Origin of the sequence: Enterovibrio gelatinilyticus, from assembly GCF_028683095.1 — a bacterium.
In the GTDB taxonomy this organism is placed as follows: domain Bacteria; phylum Pseudomonadota; class Gammaproteobacteria; order Enterobacterales; family Vibrionaceae; genus Enterovibrio; species Enterovibrio gelatinilyticus.
In genome coordinates this window covers 93037-108972 of the sequence record NZ_JAJUBC010000009.1, presented here as the reverse complement: position 1 = coordinate 108972, position 15936 = coordinate 93037, and the positions used below count along the sequence as shown (strand labels likewise).

The 15936-nt window shown below is 46.7% G+C and carries 15 protein-coding genes; all 15 read left to right on the top strand.

The window, feature by feature from the left end; translation table 11 throughout:
* Positions 1 to 2 precede the first annotated feature (2 nt).
* Positions 3 to 956, top strand: a complete 954-nt coding sequence (locus tag LRP50_RS09730) for an ABC transporter permease (RefSeq protein WP_274164270.1) — start codon at positions 3 to 5, stop codon at positions 954 to 956.
* Positions 953 to 2509, top strand: a complete 1557-nt coding sequence (locus tag LRP50_RS09725; RefSeq protein WP_274164269.1) for a sugar ABC transporter ATP-binding protein — start codon at positions 953 to 955, stop codon at positions 2507 to 2509. Before LRP50_RS09730 ends, LRP50_RS09725 begins: the two co-directional genes overlap by 4 nt.
* A gap of 60 nt (positions 2510 to 2569) precedes the next feature.
* Positions 2570 to 3454 (top strand): NAD(P)-dependent oxidoreductase, encoded by an 885-nt coding sequence (locus LRP50_RS09720; RefSeq protein ID WP_274164268.1) that lies wholly within the window; start codon positions 2570 to 2572, stop codon positions 3452 to 3454.
* A 21-nt stretch (positions 3455 to 3475) separates the two neighbouring features.
* Positions 3476 to 4180: a ThuA domain-containing protein gene (locus LRP50_RS09715; protein WP_274164267.1), complete on the top strand. Its 705-nt coding sequence runs from the start codon at positions 3476 to 3478 to the stop codon at positions 4178 to 4180.
* A 257-nt stretch (positions 4181 to 4437) separates the two neighbouring features.
* A complete protein-coding gene (locus LRP50_RS09710) occupies positions 4438 to 5214 on the top strand; it encodes a phospholipase A (RefSeq protein WP_274164266.1) in 777 nt (258 codons plus the stop codon).
* 240 nt (positions 5215 to 5454) lie between these two features.
* The gene (locus LRP50_RS09705) at positions 5455 to 5739 is read left to right on the top strand and encodes a type VI secretion system PAAR protein (RefSeq protein WP_274164265.1); all 285 of its coding nucleotides are present in this window, start codon (positions 5455 to 5457) and stop codon (positions 5737 to 5739) included.
* Between the two features lie 887 nt (positions 5740 to 6626).
* A complete protein-coding gene (gene tssB / locus LRP50_RS09700) occupies positions 6627 to 7139 on the top strand; it encodes a type VI secretion system contractile sheath small subunit (protein WP_274164264.1) in 513 nt (170 codons plus the stop codon).
* Positions 7140 to 7168: 29 nt separating this feature from the next.
* Complete coding sequence (gene tssC / locus LRP50_RS09695; protein WP_274164263.1) at positions 7169 to 8644, top strand: type VI secretion system contractile sheath large subunit; 1476 nt, start codon at positions 7169 to 7171, stop codon at positions 8642 to 8644.
* 3 nt (positions 8645 to 8647) lie between these two features.
* On the top strand, positions 8648 to 9085 hold the full coding sequence (gene tssE, locus LRP50_RS09690) for a type VI secretion system baseplate subunit TssE (RefSeq protein ID WP_274164262.1): 438 nt from the start codon (positions 8648 to 8650) through the stop codon (positions 9083 to 9085).
* On the top strand, positions 9086 to 10852 hold the full coding sequence (gene tssF, locus LRP50_RS09685) for a type VI secretion system baseplate subunit TssF (RefSeq protein WP_274164261.1): 1767 nt from the start codon (positions 9086 to 9088) through the stop codon (positions 10850 to 10852). It begins immediately after the preceding gene.
* The gene (gene tssG / locus LRP50_RS09680; RefSeq protein WP_274164260.1) at positions 10816 to 11859 is read left to right on the top strand and encodes a type VI secretion system baseplate subunit TssG; all 1044 of its coding nucleotides are present in this window, start codon (positions 10816 to 10818) and stop codon (positions 11857 to 11859) included. The genes tssF and tssG overlap by 37 nt, the downstream gene beginning before the upstream one ends.
* Before the next feature lie 8 nt (positions 11860 to 11867).
* On the top strand, positions 11868 to 13322 hold the full coding sequence (tagH, locus tag LRP50_RS09675; protein WP_274164259.1) for a type VI secretion system-associated FHA domain protein TagH: 1455 nt from the start codon (positions 11868 to 11870) through the stop codon (positions 13320 to 13322).
* A gap of 4 nt (positions 13323 to 13326) precedes the next feature.
* Complete coding sequence (gene tssJ / locus LRP50_RS09670; RefSeq protein ID WP_274164328.1) at positions 13327 to 13794, top strand: type VI secretion system lipoprotein TssJ; 468 nt, start codon at positions 13327 to 13329, stop codon at positions 13792 to 13794.
* Between the two features lie 2 nt (positions 13795 to 13796).
* A complete protein-coding gene (tssK, locus tag LRP50_RS09665) occupies positions 13797 to 15131 on the top strand; it encodes a type VI secretion system baseplate subunit TssK (RefSeq protein WP_274164258.1) in 1335 nt (444 codons plus the stop codon).
* A gap of 3 nt (positions 15132 to 15134) precedes the next feature.
* Positions 15135 to 15926: a type IVB secretion system protein IcmH/DotU gene (gene icmH / locus LRP50_RS09660; RefSeq protein ID WP_274164257.1), complete on the top strand. Its 792-nt coding sequence runs from the start codon at positions 15135 to 15137 to the stop codon at positions 15924 to 15926.
* The last annotated feature ends 10 nt before the right edge of the window (positions 15927 to 15936 follow it).

The following is a 15936-nucleotide window of genomic DNA, read 5'->3' as shown; positions in this document are numbered from 1 at the left end:
AAATGATGGATGGAATTGTCCGCTTTCTGAAAACGCAACCGATATGGATATTCGTTGTGTTTTGTATTGTGTTGTTCAGCTTTTCGTCAGAATACTTTTTTGATATCACCAATTTTCAAAACATCTTGATACAAACCTCCACGATTGGCTTCATCGCGCTGGGGATGACGGTTGTGATGATCAACGGCAACATTGATCTGTCAGTCGGTGCTGTCGTGGCATTGGCAGCCAGCCTTGCTATTGAGTTACAAGGTTCAATCGGTATTCCTGCGGCTGTTTTGATTGCTCTGGCATCGGGCGCGTTGTTGGGAATGCTTAATGGTGTGATTGTTTGGAAGACAGGGGTGGATGCATTTATCGTGACTTTGGGGGCCATGATTGGCGTGCGCGGTTTAGTGTTTGTGTATACCGGCGAGCAATCTTTCTATGCCAGCGATTTTGCTTATTCAGATTTCGGTTCAAGTTCTGTTTTTGGTTTCCCAACGTTAGCACTGCTGTTTTTGGTCGCTACGTTAATTATGCATTTTGTTATGAAATATACAGTTCATGGACGTAACTGTTATGCCGTTGGAGGAAATCGGAAATCAGCGATTGATGCAGGGATACGAGTTGGGCCACACATGATGGTCAATTTCATGCTGGTGGGTTTTCTTGCGGCGCTTGCGGGAGTGACGCTCTCAACCCAAATGGGCGCGTCAACGCCTAATCTAGGGCGTGATTTCGAGCTTTGGACAATCACCGCAGTGGTACTTGGCGGAACCAGACTAACAGGGGGCGCGGGCAGCATCATGGGTACACTCGGCGGCGTGCTTGCTATTGGTATTTTACGAAACGGGTTGAATCTACTCCAAGTACCGGCTTTCTACGTGCTGGTGATCATGGGCTCGATACTCATTCTTGTTCTCTTTATCGATAAGAAAGTTAACCAAACTGAGCGTGGAGGCGTAAGCGCATGAATATGACAGCAAAGACAAACGCTGAAGCCGCTTCAACATCAGTCGCATCGACGCTGGAATTGAAAAATATCAAAAAGGTGTTTCCCGGTGTGGTTGCTCTGAATGGCGTGAGTTTTGATATTCGAGCAGGTGAAGTTCATGCACTGCTCGGAGAAAACGGCGCGGGTAAATCAACCCTAATGAAAGTGATGTCCGGCATTTATCAGGCAGAAGAAGGCGATATTCTGATCGATGGTGGGGTGGTTAAGCTTAAAACCCCGATGGATGCTAAGCACCACGGCATTTTGATGATCCACCAAGAGTTATCATTGGTGGAAGACATGACGGTGGCTGAAAACATCTTCCTTGGCATGATGCCCACCAAGCTGTTTGGTGTGGTGGATTACACCAAGCTTCGCGCGCGCGCCGCAGAAATTCTCGAACGTTTGAATTGCGATTTTGGGCCTGATGATCAGGTTTCGTCGTTGACCATTGCAAAAAAATACATGGTGGAAATTGCGCGTGCTTTGGTGTTCACACCCAAAATCGTGATTTTTGATGAACCAACGGCATCGCTGACAGACTATGAAAAAGTCGTGTTGTTTGAGGTGATCAAAGAGCTTCAAACCCATGGTGTCGGTATTGCTTACATTTCCCACAGAATGGAAGAAATATTCGCCATTTCTGACCGTTTATCCGTGCTGCGAGACGGTGAGTACCGTGGCACTTTGATCACAAAAGACACCAATGAACCGGAAGTGACGGCGATGATGATCGGTCGTGAACTTGAAGCGGGCAAAGTGGTTCAAATGTCGGCAAGTGGAGAGATACGGCTGGAAGTGGAAGGGTTGTCGCTTGAGCGCCACTATCAAGATATTTCATTTTCGATCCATGAAGGCGAAGTTCTCGGTATGTATGGGCTGGTAGGCGCTGGGCGTACTGAAATCGCAGAAACCTTATTCGGTTTACGTCAGCCTGATTCCGGCACTATTCGATTCGAAGGGCAAGAAACAGTAATCAATGACAGTCAAAAAGCGGTAGAGATCGGCATTGCTTTAGTGCCTGAAAACCGCAAAGAGCAAGGGTTGGTGCTGCCCATGAGCTGTCAAGACAACATCACCATGGCACAACTTGATCGCGTGTCTGTCATTGGTTGGCTCCTCGAAGGAAAAGAAAGCAAAGTCTACAAAAAATACGCCGACCAACTGTCCATTAAAGCACCAGATGGCAGCTATCCCGTGGGTAATCTCAGCGGTGGTAACCAACAAAAAGTGGTGATTGGCAAGTGGCTGTCTATTCATCCTAAAGTCCTCATTCTTGATGAGCCAACACGCGGGATTGATGTTGGATCCAAATCAGAAATTCATGCCCTGATACGAGAGCTAGCTCGTTCTGGCCTCGCTGTTCTGGTGATTTCTTCGGAAATGCCAGAGGTACTGAGTGTCAGTGATCGAATACTCGCCCTCTATGAAGGGAAAGTGATGGAAGAGTTTACGGCTGAAACGGTCACTGAGAATCGACTGGTCACCGCCATCACAGGTCAAACAGCTGAGGCAACAAGCAACCTCAGTTAACACTAAGTTTCAATTCAGTTCGTCAACAATCAGTTCAGCAACTTAGTACGTAGGTATCGCATGCACATTGGCTTTATTGGATTAGGCCGGATGGGGTGGCTGATGGCCGCCAATCTGGCTCGCGAGGGCGTTCGCCTGTCGGTTTGGAACCGAAGCGAAGACAAGTCCCGCTCTCTAACTGACGCATTTTCGAATGTGATCGCCGCGAAAACACCTGCTCAAGTCGCGTCGACCTGTGATGTGGTGTTTACCATGCTTGCCAATGATGACGCGGTGAAATCGGTATATTTGGATGAACATAGCGGCTTGGCGGCGGCAACGACTCGACACGCTACCCATTGGGTGGAAATGAGCACCATCAGTCCCGCGTTGTCAGAAAAACTTTCAGACTTTGCGAAAACAAAGGGCGTTAACTACATCGATGCTCCAGTTTCCGGCAGTTTAAACGCGGCCGAAGCGGGCGAGTTGGTTTTTATGTTGGGTTCAGATAATGCTGTGCCAGAGCGTGTTCAACGCTGTTTATCGATCATGGGGAAAGCGCAGTTTGTGGTAGGTCGCGCGGGCAGAGGACATGCGGCCAAGCTTCTCATTAACAGTGTGATTCACAGCCAGAATCAGATTGTAGGAGAAATTTTAGCCTTGGCCGCTTCTTGTCATATTGATCAGAAAATGCTGATGACGTTGTTGGGAGAAAGTGCGGCGGGTTCGCCCATGATTCGATTTCGGACACCACTTTACCTTGGTGAAAGTGACGCTGTCACTTTCTCGCTTAACTTAGCAAAAAAAGATATGGCACTTGTGGCTGACATGGCAAAGCAAAATGATTGGTCGCTGGCGCAAATCAATACGAATTTGCAGCAATTGGAAGCGGCAGAAGAACAAGGCTGGGGTGAAAGCGACATGGCGGCTATCGCCCCGTTCTTGGCGAACCAAAAGAATCAATAACTGTGTAATAAGGGAAAGGCTATGGCAAAGAAAGCGGCGTTGTTTGTGGGTGGTTGGGAAGGACATACACCTACGGTATTTTGTGATTGGGCAACACAACTGCTAGAAGAGGAGGGGTTTGAAGTCACGTCATATGACACGTTCGAACCCTTGTTAGATGCTGAAGTGACAGCCTCACTAGACCTCATTGTACCTATATGGTCTAGCGCCCGCAGTAGCCATCAGGATGAATTTGGTAATATTACGCGTGAGCAAGAGCAAGCATTGCTGAATACGATTGCAGCAGGTTGTGGCATCGCGGGTTGGCACGGACACATGGGCGACGCCTTTCGTGACCATCCTACGTACCATTTTATGATTGGTGGCCAATTTGTTGCGCATCCGCCAGGCTGGCCAGACAACCCGATTCCGTCTGATGATTTCGTCGATTATCGCGTCACGTTCACTAAAAATGACGACCCATTCATGGCGGGGTTAGAAGATTTTGATATTCATGGCGAGCAATATTACATGCTGGTCGACCCAAGTAATGATGTTCTCGCCACCACGACATTCTCTGGGGACTACCTACATTGGATTGAAGGCACTGTGATGCCGATTGCTTGGCGTCGTAGGTGGGATGAAGGAAAGGTATTTTATTGTTCGATTGGTCATACGGTCGAAGAATTGATGAACCCAATGGTGGATAGGTTAATGCGAAAAGGCTGCGTTTGGGCGGCGAGATGAATAACCACGAGTGTTCACATAACACGTTTCGGTCAATGGGCAACGCTGGCTTTTTTTCTCGCCAATGTAAGGTATGCATTGTGTGCCGTTGTCTGTGAGGTGGGCTTTCTCACCCATTCGGAATATTGCCTCATAGTTGATTCATCAAGTAAAACGCCACGCTGCATGGCGAATAGGACATCTATACTCTCGAGAATTTTGCTGAATGGTTAATAGTCGCAGTAGGAGCTACTTCGGCAAATTCTTAGGGAGGTTTGATGAAGACGAAACTATGTACATTGAAGGCCAGTACGCTTCTCGTAACCGTACTGTTGGCTCCGTATGGGCATGCGATAGAAAACAATTTCTCCGGACATCGAGACAATTATCTATTGCCTTACTATAAAGAAAGCAACGTTAATCAGGCACGTTTTGCTCCTCTAAACCCCAACAATACCCGCGCAAAAGACACGTTCGTACAATTTCAATTTAGTGTGAAGTATCAGATTTTTGAGTTTGACCAACATGGTTTATATATGGCCTATACCCAACGTTCCAATTGGGAGGCGTATGACAGCTCAGCCTACTTTCGTGACAGCAGCTATAATCCCGAATTATTTTATCGGCTGAATGTCGAGATGTGGCAATGGTCACTAGGCGCTGAGCACGAATCGAATGGTGCGGGTGGCAACAACGAAGTCAGCTGGAATCGCGCGTATGGTGAGGTGAAACGCAATTGGGAATGGGGCTACTTGAGGTTCAAGCCTTGGCTAAGGGTTGGAAGTGTTAGCTATAACCCAACGATTTCTGATTATTTGGGGTTTGGTGAAGTTGAACTTGGATGGCACCCCACGGATTCACAAGAAGTCAAAGTACTGATAGGCAATCTGTTTGCTGATGATATCGATCGAACGCTCTATAGACTGAGTTGGAATTTTCCAATTTACCAAGGATTACGAGGGTACCTCAAAGCAGAAACAGGTTACGGACTAACTGTTTCCAATTACAACTTTGATGACAGTGCTTATGGACTGGGCTTTGCGTTTAACTTTTAGACGATAATTATTCCCCAAAACGTTATCAAACTGTTGTCAATCGAGCAATTTGTTGCTTGATGAGCAAGTTTTCATCAGTTCATAGGCAATATATTGCTCGATCATTGCTTGGAGGTTAGCTAACTACTTGAAAATACATGTGTAGCTGTTGGCTTGTTAATTGCATCATGGATGTGTATCGAACAACCGCCATTACTGTTGCCCAGTAGAGGCGGTCTCATTGAACAAGGATGATATTTTATGGGAAATGCTGTTGTGCTAGGTAACATTGGAACAGATCATGATGGATTTCATCCTTCTCCGGTTATATCAGCCTCCCCAGATGTCAAAGTCGATGGCATCCCTCTTGCCCGTCAAGGTGATGCATTGGCGCCTCATGACAAACCCAAAAATCCACCTCATGGAAGAAGCATTGCTGCAGGCTCAGGGACTGTTTTCGCGAACGGAAAAGCGGTGGCGCGGACAGGCGATGCGGTTGGTTGCGGCGGAGTCGTGATAGGAGGAGGAACTGTCAATATTGGCTAAATGATGCAATAGAAAAATTAAAATGGCCGAGATTTTATTTAATATATTTTTGGTGTTTTAATAAGTGTAACCTTTAGTTTAACATAGTGATGTCAATTCCAATTAATACACCATGTCATTAATGTCTGCTTACATTATCCATTGTGATGATAAAAGTACTAGGTAATTAGCCCGCCCCAATTAAATATCCTTGTTGTCAGTAGTGAATTTCTTATGTCGTCAGATTTTAACTGTGTATTATCTCAATTATGAGATGATTGTTCTACTGATGAATATTATAGATGTAGATCTTATTTCTATATTTTTCTATGCAAAATTTCACTTCTTTTTCTTGTGGTCTGTCGGGGTCATGTTTCATGATGTGCCCAGACAAAGAATAAAAAAGTTAGTATTGGTTTTGGCAATAACTAGCTAAATAAATATAACTAAAATTAGAATGTGCTTAATTACTGTTGGGATAGAGATTTCCTTACCTGTAGTTAATGGCGCAAATTACAAAATTTAAACGTTGGTTGGCAAAGTTCTACGGTGGCACTCTTAAACATTGATGGCGATCAAAGGCATCAGTTTCCTTGATTTTTTTGAACTTGTTCTGTGGTTCAAGGTTAGCTGTTGTTTTGGTTCATCTTTTTCTGTTTTCCCTCCTGTTGTTCTCTGCTTTTATTGATAATTATGTTCGCTAGAAGTTGCTTTCTTGGTGTTGCCATGTAAGTGGGTTTCTGCTTCGTATTTTATCTAACTCAATCGCATAGTTTCTATTTTGAGACGAGTGCTTATGTTTCTAAATTATTTAAGTTGACTGATTTATTTGTGTTGAAATTGGTGAATTAAAATGTAGCAACGATTCCGTTGTACGACATCTCTAAAACGTAAAGGAGAGCAAGATAATGGCGAAAGAGGGCAGTGTTGCACCAAAAGAACGTATTAACATTAAGTATGTTCCTGCAACAGGTGACGCGCAGGCAGAAATCGAACTTCCGCTAAAAATGGTGGTTTTGGGCGACTTTAAAGGACACCCAGAAGATACATCAATTGAGGAAAGGGAAGCTGTTTCTGTAGACAAGAATAATTTCACATCAGTGATGAGAGAGAGTGGTCTTGCTATTAAAACCTCTGTTCCAAATGTTATGACTGAGGAAGAGGGACAAGAACTTCCTGTGGAATTGTCTTTTAAATCTTTGGCTGACTTTTCACCAGATGCGATTGCGAAACAAGTACCAGAACTTAATAAACTTGTGGAACTTCGTGAGGCATTGGTCGCATTGAAAGGCCCTCTTGGAAATATTCCTGCTTTTCGTGGACGTCTCCAAGAGTTGCTTGCATCAGAAGATTCCCGAGAGAAATTATTGGCTGAATTAGACCTAGTAGGTGCTGACGATAAACCAGCTCCTGACGCTTAACTCACGCAGAAGAGAAAAGGATTTTGTTAATGTCCGTACAAGAAAAAACGCTTGAGAGCTCTGTTAGCGAAACTGGCAGTCTGCTCGACGAAATCATGGCGCAAACCCGTCTTGCTCCGAGTGAAGAAGGTTATGACATTGCCAAGAAAGGCGTGGCTGCTTTTGTTGAGAACCTAATTGGTTCCGACAAAGAGCAAGAGCCAGTCAATAAGGCGCTGGTCGACCAAATGTTGGTAGAGCTCGACAAAAAAATCAGTGCTCAAATGGATGAAGTACTTCACAGCGAACCTGTGCAAGAAATGGAATCTGCTTGGCGTGGTTTGAAGCTGTTGGTCGACCGTACTGACTTTCGCGAGAACATCAAAATCGAAGTGTTGCATGCAACCAAGCAAGAGCTTCTAGATGATTTTGAATTCGCGCCAGAAACCACGCAGTCTGGTTTGTATAAACACGTTTATTCAGCAGGCTATGGACAGTTTGGTGGTGAGCCAGTGGCGGCGCTTGTGGGCAACTATGCGTTTACTCCGTCAACGCCTGATATGAAACTTCTACAGTATGTCGGTTCAGTGGGTGCGATGGCACACGCGCCATTCTTATCATCCGTTGCTCCAGAATTCTTTGGCATTGACTCGTTTGAAGAGTTGCCAAACCTGAAAGACGTGGCAGCAACATTCGAAAGCCCTCGTTACACCAAATGGCGTTCGTTGCGTGAATCTGAAGATGCACGTTATATCGGTTTAACAGCACCGCGCTTCTTGCTTCGTGTGCCGTATGACCCAGTAGAGAACCCAATCACTTCGTTTAATTACCGTGAAAATGTGAGTGAATCTCATGAAAGCTACCTGTGGGGTAACACTGCATTTGCTTTGGCATCACGCTTAACGGAGAGCTTCGCCAAGTACCGCTGGTGCCCGAACATTATCGGTCCGCAAAGTGGTGGTGCAGTGGAAGACTTGCCGGTGCATTTGTTTGAATCTCTGGGTGCATTGCAAGCCAAGATCCCAACCGAAGTGCTCGTTACTGACCGTAAAGAATTTGAACTGGCGGAAGAAGGCTTCATTTCTCTGACCATGCGTAAAGGCAGTGATAACGCAGCATTTTTCTCGGCTAACTCCATCCAGAAGCCGAAAGTCTTCCCTAATACCAAAGAAGGCAAAGAGGCCGAAACCAACTACAAGTTGGGCACTCAACTGCCGTACATGATGATCATCAACCGTTTGGCGCATTACATTAAAGTGCTACAGCGTGAGCAGATCGGTTCATGGAAAGAGCGTCAAGATCTTGAGCGTGAGCTTAATACTTGGGTTCGTCAGTATGTGGCAGATCAGGAAAACCCACCAGCAGAGGTTCGTAGCCGTCGTCCACTTCGTGCAGCGAAAGTCGAAGTATTGGACGTAGAAGGTAATCCAGGTTGGTATCAAGTGTCTTTGTCTGTGCGTCCGCACTTCAAATACATGGGTGCAAACTTTGAATTGTCACTTGTTGGTCGTTTGGATCAGGCGTAATCGATGGCAATCCCTGATGCAGATGACATCGCGTACGGCGTCAGTTTCTTTCAACGGTTAGAAACTGATGCGCCGCAACGCTCTGTGACACAAGGTCCAGATCCGGCCGACGTGCTCGACTCATTGAAAGTCAATGTTTCGAATCTGCTTAACGCGCGCATTGGGGAATCCCTCAGTGCGCCCGATTTAGGACTGATTGATTTTAACGATGCTGCACTGAGTTCACACGATCTGGCATTGCAAATTCGCCGTGCGATTCGCCGATGTATTGAGACGTATGAACCGCGTATCAAGAGCATGGATATTAATGTGCTACCTGATAACGGATCGCCGCTCAATTTACGATTTCAGATTTCAGCGTCGGTCAACCTCGGTGCAATGCACCGCAAAGTACAAATTGACCTTCTTTTAGACAGTAATCGCAAATACAGGGTAGTTTAGGTGTCAAGGAATCGATATTTCAGGGATGAACTTGCTTTCTTAAGAGAGCAGGGACTCGAGTTTACGGAAGTTTATCCGCAGCTTGCCCGTTTTCTAAATAGCCGTCACACCGACCCAGATGTTGAGCGTTTGCTTGAAGGTTTCGCGTTTCTGACAGGGAGACTTCGCCAGAAAGTCGAAGATGAATTTCCTGAGTTAACGCATTCCATTATTAACATGCTTTGGCCGAATTACCTTCGTCCAGTGCCGAGCATTAGCATTGTACAATTCTCACCAGATGAAAAGGCGCTGACTTACGCTCAAACCATTGAAAAGGGCACACAGTTGGATGCCAATCCTGTGTTTAGCACGGTTTGTCATTTTAGAACTTGTCGAGATGTCAGCATCTACCCTTTACGTCGTAATAGTGTCAGTACGGTTCATACCCGTGAAGCCTCTTTAGTCGATGTGGAACTAGGGATTTTGGGCGACCAAAGTGTCGGACAAATTGGCCTTAAGTCCCTGAGATTCTTCTTAAGTGGCGAAACTTACAGCGCTGAAATGCTGTACCTATGGCTCAGCCACTACCTTGAAAAAGTGGAAGTGGTTGTGGGTGATAAAATCGTCACCTTACCAAAGAATTGCTTCAGAGCGGTTGGCTTTGAAGGGGATGATGCGATTCTCCCGTACCCTAAAAATGTCTACGAAGGATATAGGATTTTACAAGAGTACTTGTCGTTTCCAGAGGCATTCCTCTTCTTCGATGTGGCAGATTTAGGGCGTTATGTCCCTGCGGATGTGACGGGGAAATTCACATTGCGCTTTAGCTTTTCGAAGACCTTGCCGCCAGATGTCAGAGTCAAAGATGAAACGTTTGAGCTCAACTGTACTCCCGTGATCAATCTGTTTGAGCATGACGCCGATCCAATTGATCTCAATGGCAAAAGTGCAGAATACAAAATCACGCCATCGAGCCGCTACGCTGCGCATTATGAAATTTTCAGTGTAGATACTGTTCAGGGATGGCAAGAAAATAACGTTGGGCGTATACGCGGTCAAATTCGAACCTATACCCCGTTTGAAAGCTTCCAACACGAAATTGAACGTGCGCGAGATCGTAAAGCGCTTTACTACCGAGTTCGTGTCAAAGACAGTATTCACAACGATGGTTTTGACCATCATATTTCGTTTGTCCGCAGCGACGAAACGGAATGCACAGGGTTTAGTGAAGCCATTTCACTGTCGTTAACCTGCACTAACAGACAATTGCCGGTTGAGTTGGGTAAGGGTGACATTTGCGTACCGACAGATTCGTCGCCAGCTTATGCCAGTTTTAGCAATTTGACGGAACCCACTGCGCCAATGCGTCCCATGTTGGACGGTACGTTGTTATGGACGCTTATCTCGAACTTATCTCTTAATTATTTATCTTTGCTTTCAAAAGATGCGCTGTCTTCAGTGTTGCGTGCTTACGACTTTCGCGCCTTGGTTGACAGGCAAGCCGAGCGTGTATCACGCCACCGACTAGATGGCATTGTTGAGATCAATTCCTCTCCAATTGAAAAGCTTATTCGTGGCTTACCTGTTAGGGGCTTAAGGTCAGAAATTACGTTGTCTCAAGCCTCTTTTGGCTCAGAAGGTGAACTCTATATTTTCGGCACAGTGCTAAGCCGTTTTTTCTCGCTCTACGCCAGCATTAATTCGTTTCACGAACTTGTCGTGATAAACGCAGACAACCAGGAAAGGTATACATGGGGTCTACAAAACGGACAACAGCCACTGATTTAGAGGCTTCCGTCGCTCCAGGTATATCTGACGATATGGGGAGCGACAATGTCGATAGTTTGCTGCCCAAAAATGTGCGTGGCTACAACTTCTATCAATTGGTGGAATTGCTGCACAACATTGGCGACCTCGATCCAGAAGACGAGGTTTCGACATCGAGCAAAATTTTGTTTGGAGCCAATCCAGGGTTGGGGTTTGCAGCCAGTGATGTTTCTGCACTGGATGCGGTAGAAGGCGACCGTTTGCGTCTTGAAACCACGTTCTTTGGTATGAGTGGTGCTCAGTCACCACTACCGGGTTTTTTCATTGAAGACATCCTGACAGAAAGCGAAGAAACGGGGCTGAGAAAACCGTTTTTGGATTTTTTCAATCACCGTCTTTTGACCTTGGTTTATCAAGTTTGGCGCAAGTACCGCTACTACATTCGTTTTCGTGAAGGCGCGACTGATGCCTTTTCCGCGCAGCTTTTCGCATTGGTGGGTTTGGCTGATGAAAACCTACGGGGTGAGACCCCCATTAACTGGTGCAAGATGCTTTCTTACGCTGGTGTATTGGCCGGAAGAAGCCGTTCACCACAGGTAGTGGCAGGCATCATCGCTCATTGCTTCGATCTCGACGATGTGTCTATTCGGCAGTGGGAATTGCGTCATGTTGATATTCCAGAAGAACAAAAAATGCGCTTGGGCATGGCCAATGCCGCCATTGGCATGGATTCAGTGATCGGCAGCAAAGTGGGTGACAGGAGTGGAAAGTTTGTCATTTGTATCAATGGTCTTACTCAAGCTCGTTTTCGTGATTTCTTGCCATCAGGCAAGGAATATCTGCCGCTTATCACGCTCGTAGAATTTGTGTTGCGAGAGCAGATGGCATTCGATTTAGAGCTTGGTATTAAGCATGACGAAGCTCCACCCATGCAACTAAGCCAAAGCAAGCCTGCATCATTGGGGTGGTCATCATTCACGGGTGTGACTGATAAGCCTCGTATCGTGCGTATCCAAATCAGGCAATAGAGGGAACTATGTCACAACACTATTCGGGCACGGAAAGTGAACGTCAAGAAGCACGTTTGCAAGCGACGTTTGTTGTTACGAACACTCAGCACCTTGAGGCGGGTTTGTCGGCCTCTCACACGTTTTCACAGAGTGGTGGAACTCTGGGCGCTAGCCCTTCAGATGATTGGCACCTTCGTGACCGTGAAGGTCGCGTGTTTTCTCATCATGCCGAGATTGTTGAAGTGGATGGTCAATTGTGTCTCTTGGATGCCCGTGGTGCGAGCTATATGAATGGGGCAACCATGCCAGTTGGTGCACGAAGAACAGTGCGTCTGAACGATAACGACATGGTCCTTATTGGCCCTTACGAAATCCGGATTCACTTAACTGAAGAAGGTATGGCCGTCGGGCAACATGGCTTGGAAAATGTGTTCTTACATCAGCATCGAGCAGAAGACATTGGTTCTGATATAGAAAACGATGACGATGAGATACAAGAAGATGATGCCATTGACGACCCTCTTGCTGCACTAGACGCCATACAAGCATCTAACACGTCCACGATCGACCCTTTGAGCGATCAAACGGAATCACCAACCCCACACCAAGAACGCGAAGACTATTTGCTCGCTCGTGACAAAGAATGGCATGGAAGTGAAAGGACTGTTCACGCCGACAGCGAATATGAAATGAGTTCTGCCATCACTTTGAAAAAGACTTTAACCAACGAGGATTCCCTTATGGATGACAAAACACTTGAGCGCCTTGAACGAGCAGTCGGGCAAGACTATGCAAAGCAGGACGCCGCGGAACAGGGTCATGGTGAGCAAGCGTTTACTGGTTACTCAGGTAGTGATTACAGTGCAAACGTATCCGCTGATGACACTAACCACTTAGTGGTTGGGCCTATGTTAAGGGGGTTGGGTGCGCAAGCTGGAAACACCAACAACATGGCTGAAATGCAAGCACTATCAGAAGAGTTAGGAGCGTCACTTCAAGCTGCGGTTCGAGGTTTGTTGGAGTTGCATGGTCAAGTGCAAGAAAGCCGCTACGGGGTGATGAATAAAAACCTTCAACCGATTGAAGACAACCCACTTCGTCTTGGTCTGCCATATCAAGAAACGGTTGAGACGATGTTCGACCGTGATCGTAGTGCCGTACATTTGTCTGCCCCCTCGGCGATTAGTGAGAGCCTGACTAACGTGCGTCATCATAACGAGGCCGTTCAAATCGCGACAATCGAAGCACTCGGTCAGATACTTCGTGCCTTCTCACCCGATGTGTTGATGCGTCGATTTAGTGCATATCGCCGCCCTGGACAAGTGACTCCAGAGTCCGCTGATGCATGGGCGTGGAACATGTACAAAAGCTATTACAACGAATTGACGTCAGATAGGCAGAAAGGGTTCGAGAAACTGTTTTGGGAAGTGTTCGATCAAGCCTATGACCGCAAGCTTCGTGAGAAGCAGTTGGAGGTCTAACGTGATGTTACGTCTGATTGCCTTACTGGTCTTGCTACAACTCGCGGGTTGTGCGGGGTCAGATCTCCCGCAAGATCAGCCGACTACGGTGACATTTAGCATCGTGGCGACAGGGAACGTAAACCCAAACATTAGTGGTGACGCGACGCCAGTTGAAGTGCAGGTCTTTGAGCTAGAAGACGACTCCATGTTCTTGTCGTCAGATTTTGAGCAATTGGCGGAAGACGCTGAGGGCGCACTGAAAAGCAATTACGTCGACCATCGTGATTATTCAATGGTTCCGGGCCAGTTCAAATTCGTCGATGAATTTGAGATTGAAGATGACACCCGCTACATCGCCACCATGGTGCGGTATTCCGACCCTGATGTGAGTGAATGGAAGAAAGTCGTCAAGATCCTCCCAATCGGCAGGAAGTATCACCTGCTTTTCTTCATCGACACGAACGAAGTCATACTCGATAAAGTGGAATAAAGATGTCAGCGAGAAACCGTGTTGTATGGAACGAGGGGCTGTTCGTTAAGCCACAGCATTTTCAACAGCAACAACGCAATATGGAATATGTGTTAGACGAAAGGATTTCGGCGGTTAGTCGTTACCTCTATGGTATTTCTGAAATGACGTTAAATGCGGAATACCTAAGCTTTGGCCGCATCGCGTTGGACAGTGCGACAGGCATTATGCCCGACGGCACCGTATTTCGAATTCCTCAGGAAGACATTCAACCTGAAGCGTTAGAAGTGGCAGATAGCTCACTCGCAAATCAGATTGTTTATCTGGCAATCCCACTGCGAAGCGATTCGATCACCGAAGTCAGTTGGCCAGAAGGCGCGGGCTCTGGCCGTTATGTGTCGACGAGCCAAGAAGTACGAGACATTCACACCTACCAAGGCGACATGGCTCCAATTGATGTCAGCCCTGTTAGCCTGCGTTTGATGCTGGAAAAAGAAGATCGCAGTGCGTATGCGTCAATTGCGATCGCTCGTATTCTTGAGAAACGTCCTGATGGCAGTGTGCTGCTGGATGAAAGCTTTCTTCCTTGTCACATCAATGTGAGTGCCGTGTCAGCTTTACACCGCTTTATCGGTGAAATGGCAGGGCTAATGCGTGAGCGAGCCAAAAACATCTCACAGCGTATTGGTGCGCCAAGCCAAGGCGGGGTTGCCGATGTATCAGACTTCATGTTGTTGCAATCACTTAACCGTATGCAACCTCAACTTCAGCACCTTTCACGTTTGCGAAGCCTTCACCCAGAGCGTCTCTATGAAGCCTTGTCGTCTATGTGTGGTGAATTAGCGACCTTCACGGATGAAAGCCGAATGGCTCCGGAGTTTGGTAGCTATCAGCATGACTTGCCCGTTGGTTCATTCCGACCTGTGATGACACGTCTTCGTCAATCGTTGAGCATCGTGCTTGAGCCTAGAGCGGTATCGATTCAACTGCATCAACGCAAATACGGCCTCATGGTTGCGCCGCTTCAAGATCCATCAATGGTTCGCGATGCTGACTTTATATTGGCTGTACGTGCACGCATGCCGATGGAAGAATTGCGCAAGTTGTTTGTTCAACAAACCAAAGTCGCTTCGGTTGAGAAAATCCGCGAGCTGATTTCGCTTCAATTACCTGGGATTCCCATCTCGCCATTGCCAGTTGCACCGCGACAATTGCCTTATCACGCGGGGTACACCTATTACCAATTGGACAAAACCAGTGCTGCGTGGGGCATGTTAGCCAACGCCAGTGGTTTCGCCTTCCACGTCGCAGGGAACTTCCCAGACATCGATCTGCAGTTCTGGGCAATAAGGAGTTAAGTCATGGCTGAAATGTATATCGATACCCCCGATCGCGAACGCCATTACGACCATCTTTTGTTCGATGAAGCCGCAAACATCGACGCTGATCAGGATTACTGGTTCAAGTTACGTGGCGATAACATCAACCCATTGATTGATGCTGCGACACCGTTACTTGGTATGGCACTGCGAGTGAGAAAGTTATCCGAGTGCCACAACGTGGACGCTATTTACAAACAAGCCGTTGAAGAAGTGAAAGCCATTGAAGTTGAACTGACGGAAAAGAACTACGACCACGCGGTGATACTTGCATACCGCTATGTCCTTTGTTCGTTTGTGGATGAAGCGATCATGAGCACACCTTGGGGCGCAGACAGTGTATGGGCTGAACACTCATTGTTAACGCGTTTTCACAACGAGACGTGGGGCGGTGAGAAAGTGTTCACGATCTTGTCGCGTTTGGAAAGTGAACCAGAACGGTACAAGCCCCTTCTTGAGTTCATTTTCTTGTGCCTAACACTGGGTTTTGAAGGTCGCTACAAAGTGATGGAAAAGGGCAGAGAAGAGTACGAAAAGGTCATCACCAAACTTCATCAATTGTTACGTCAGTTGGAAGACAACGAACCATCGTCACTCACCAGCGCTGCCGACAATGTGGTTTCGACCAAATATCGTCTAAGTAAGCAAATGCCGGTTTGGACGATCTTTGCAGGCTTTGCGACCTTATTGGTGGTGGTGTTCATTGGTTATTCACTGGCACTAAATAGCAAAACATCTGGCGTACTCGCACAACTTAGTCAACTTCTTCAATAACAGGTGAATC

Bases quoted from the DNA above. Each gene is read 5' to 3' on its own strand.
- LRP50_RS09725 (WP_274164269.1), top strand. From the start codon at position 953: ATGAATATGACAGCAAAGACAAACGCTGAAGCCGCTTCAACATCAGTC.
- tssK (WP_274164258.1), top strand. From the start codon at position 13,797: ATGTCAGCGAGAAACCGTGTTGTATGGAACGAGGGGCTGTTCGTTAAG.
- tagH (WP_274164259.1), top strand. From the start codon at position 11,868: ATGTCACAACACTATTCGGGCACGGAAAGTGAACGTCAAGAAGCACGT.
- tssC (WP_274164263.1), top strand. From the start codon at position 7,169: ATGTCCGTACAAGAAAAAACGCTTGAGAGCTCTGTTAGCGAAACTGGC.
- tssB (WP_274164264.1), top strand. From the start codon at position 6,627: ATGGCGAAAGAGGGCAGTGTTGCACCAAAAGAACGTATTAACATTAAG.
- LRP50_RS09730 (WP_274164270.1), top strand. From the start codon at position 3: ATGATGGATGGAATTGTCCGCTTTCTGAAAACGCAACCGATATGGATA.
- LRP50_RS09710 (WP_274164266.1), top strand. From the start codon at position 4,438: ATGAAGACGAAACTATGTACATTGAAGGCCAGTACGCTTCTCGTAACC.
- tssJ (WP_274164328.1), top strand. From the start codon at position 13,327: ATGTTACGTCTGATTGCCTTACTGGTCTTGCTACAACTCGCGGGTTGT.
- LRP50_RS09715 (WP_274164267.1), top strand. From the start codon at position 3,476: ATGGCAAAGAAAGCGGCGTTGTTTGTGGGTGGTTGGGAAGGACATACA.
- LRP50_RS09705 (WP_274164265.1), top strand. From the start codon at position 5,455: ATGGGAAATGCTGTTGTGCTAGGTAACATTGGAACAGATCATGATGGA.
- tssG (WP_274164260.1), top strand. From the start codon at position 10,816: ATGGGGTCTACAAAACGGACAACAGCCACTGATTTAGAGGCTTCCGTC.
- tssE (WP_274164262.1), top strand. From the start codon at position 8,648: ATGGCAATCCCTGATGCAGATGACATCGCGTACGGCGTCAGTTTCTTT.
- LRP50_RS09720 (WP_274164268.1), top strand. From the start codon at position 2,570: ATGCACATTGGCTTTATTGGATTAGGCCGGATGGGGTGGCTGATGGCC.
- icmH (WP_274164257.1), top strand. From the start codon at position 15,135: ATGGCTGAAATGTATATCGATACCCCCGATCGCGAACGCCATTACGAC.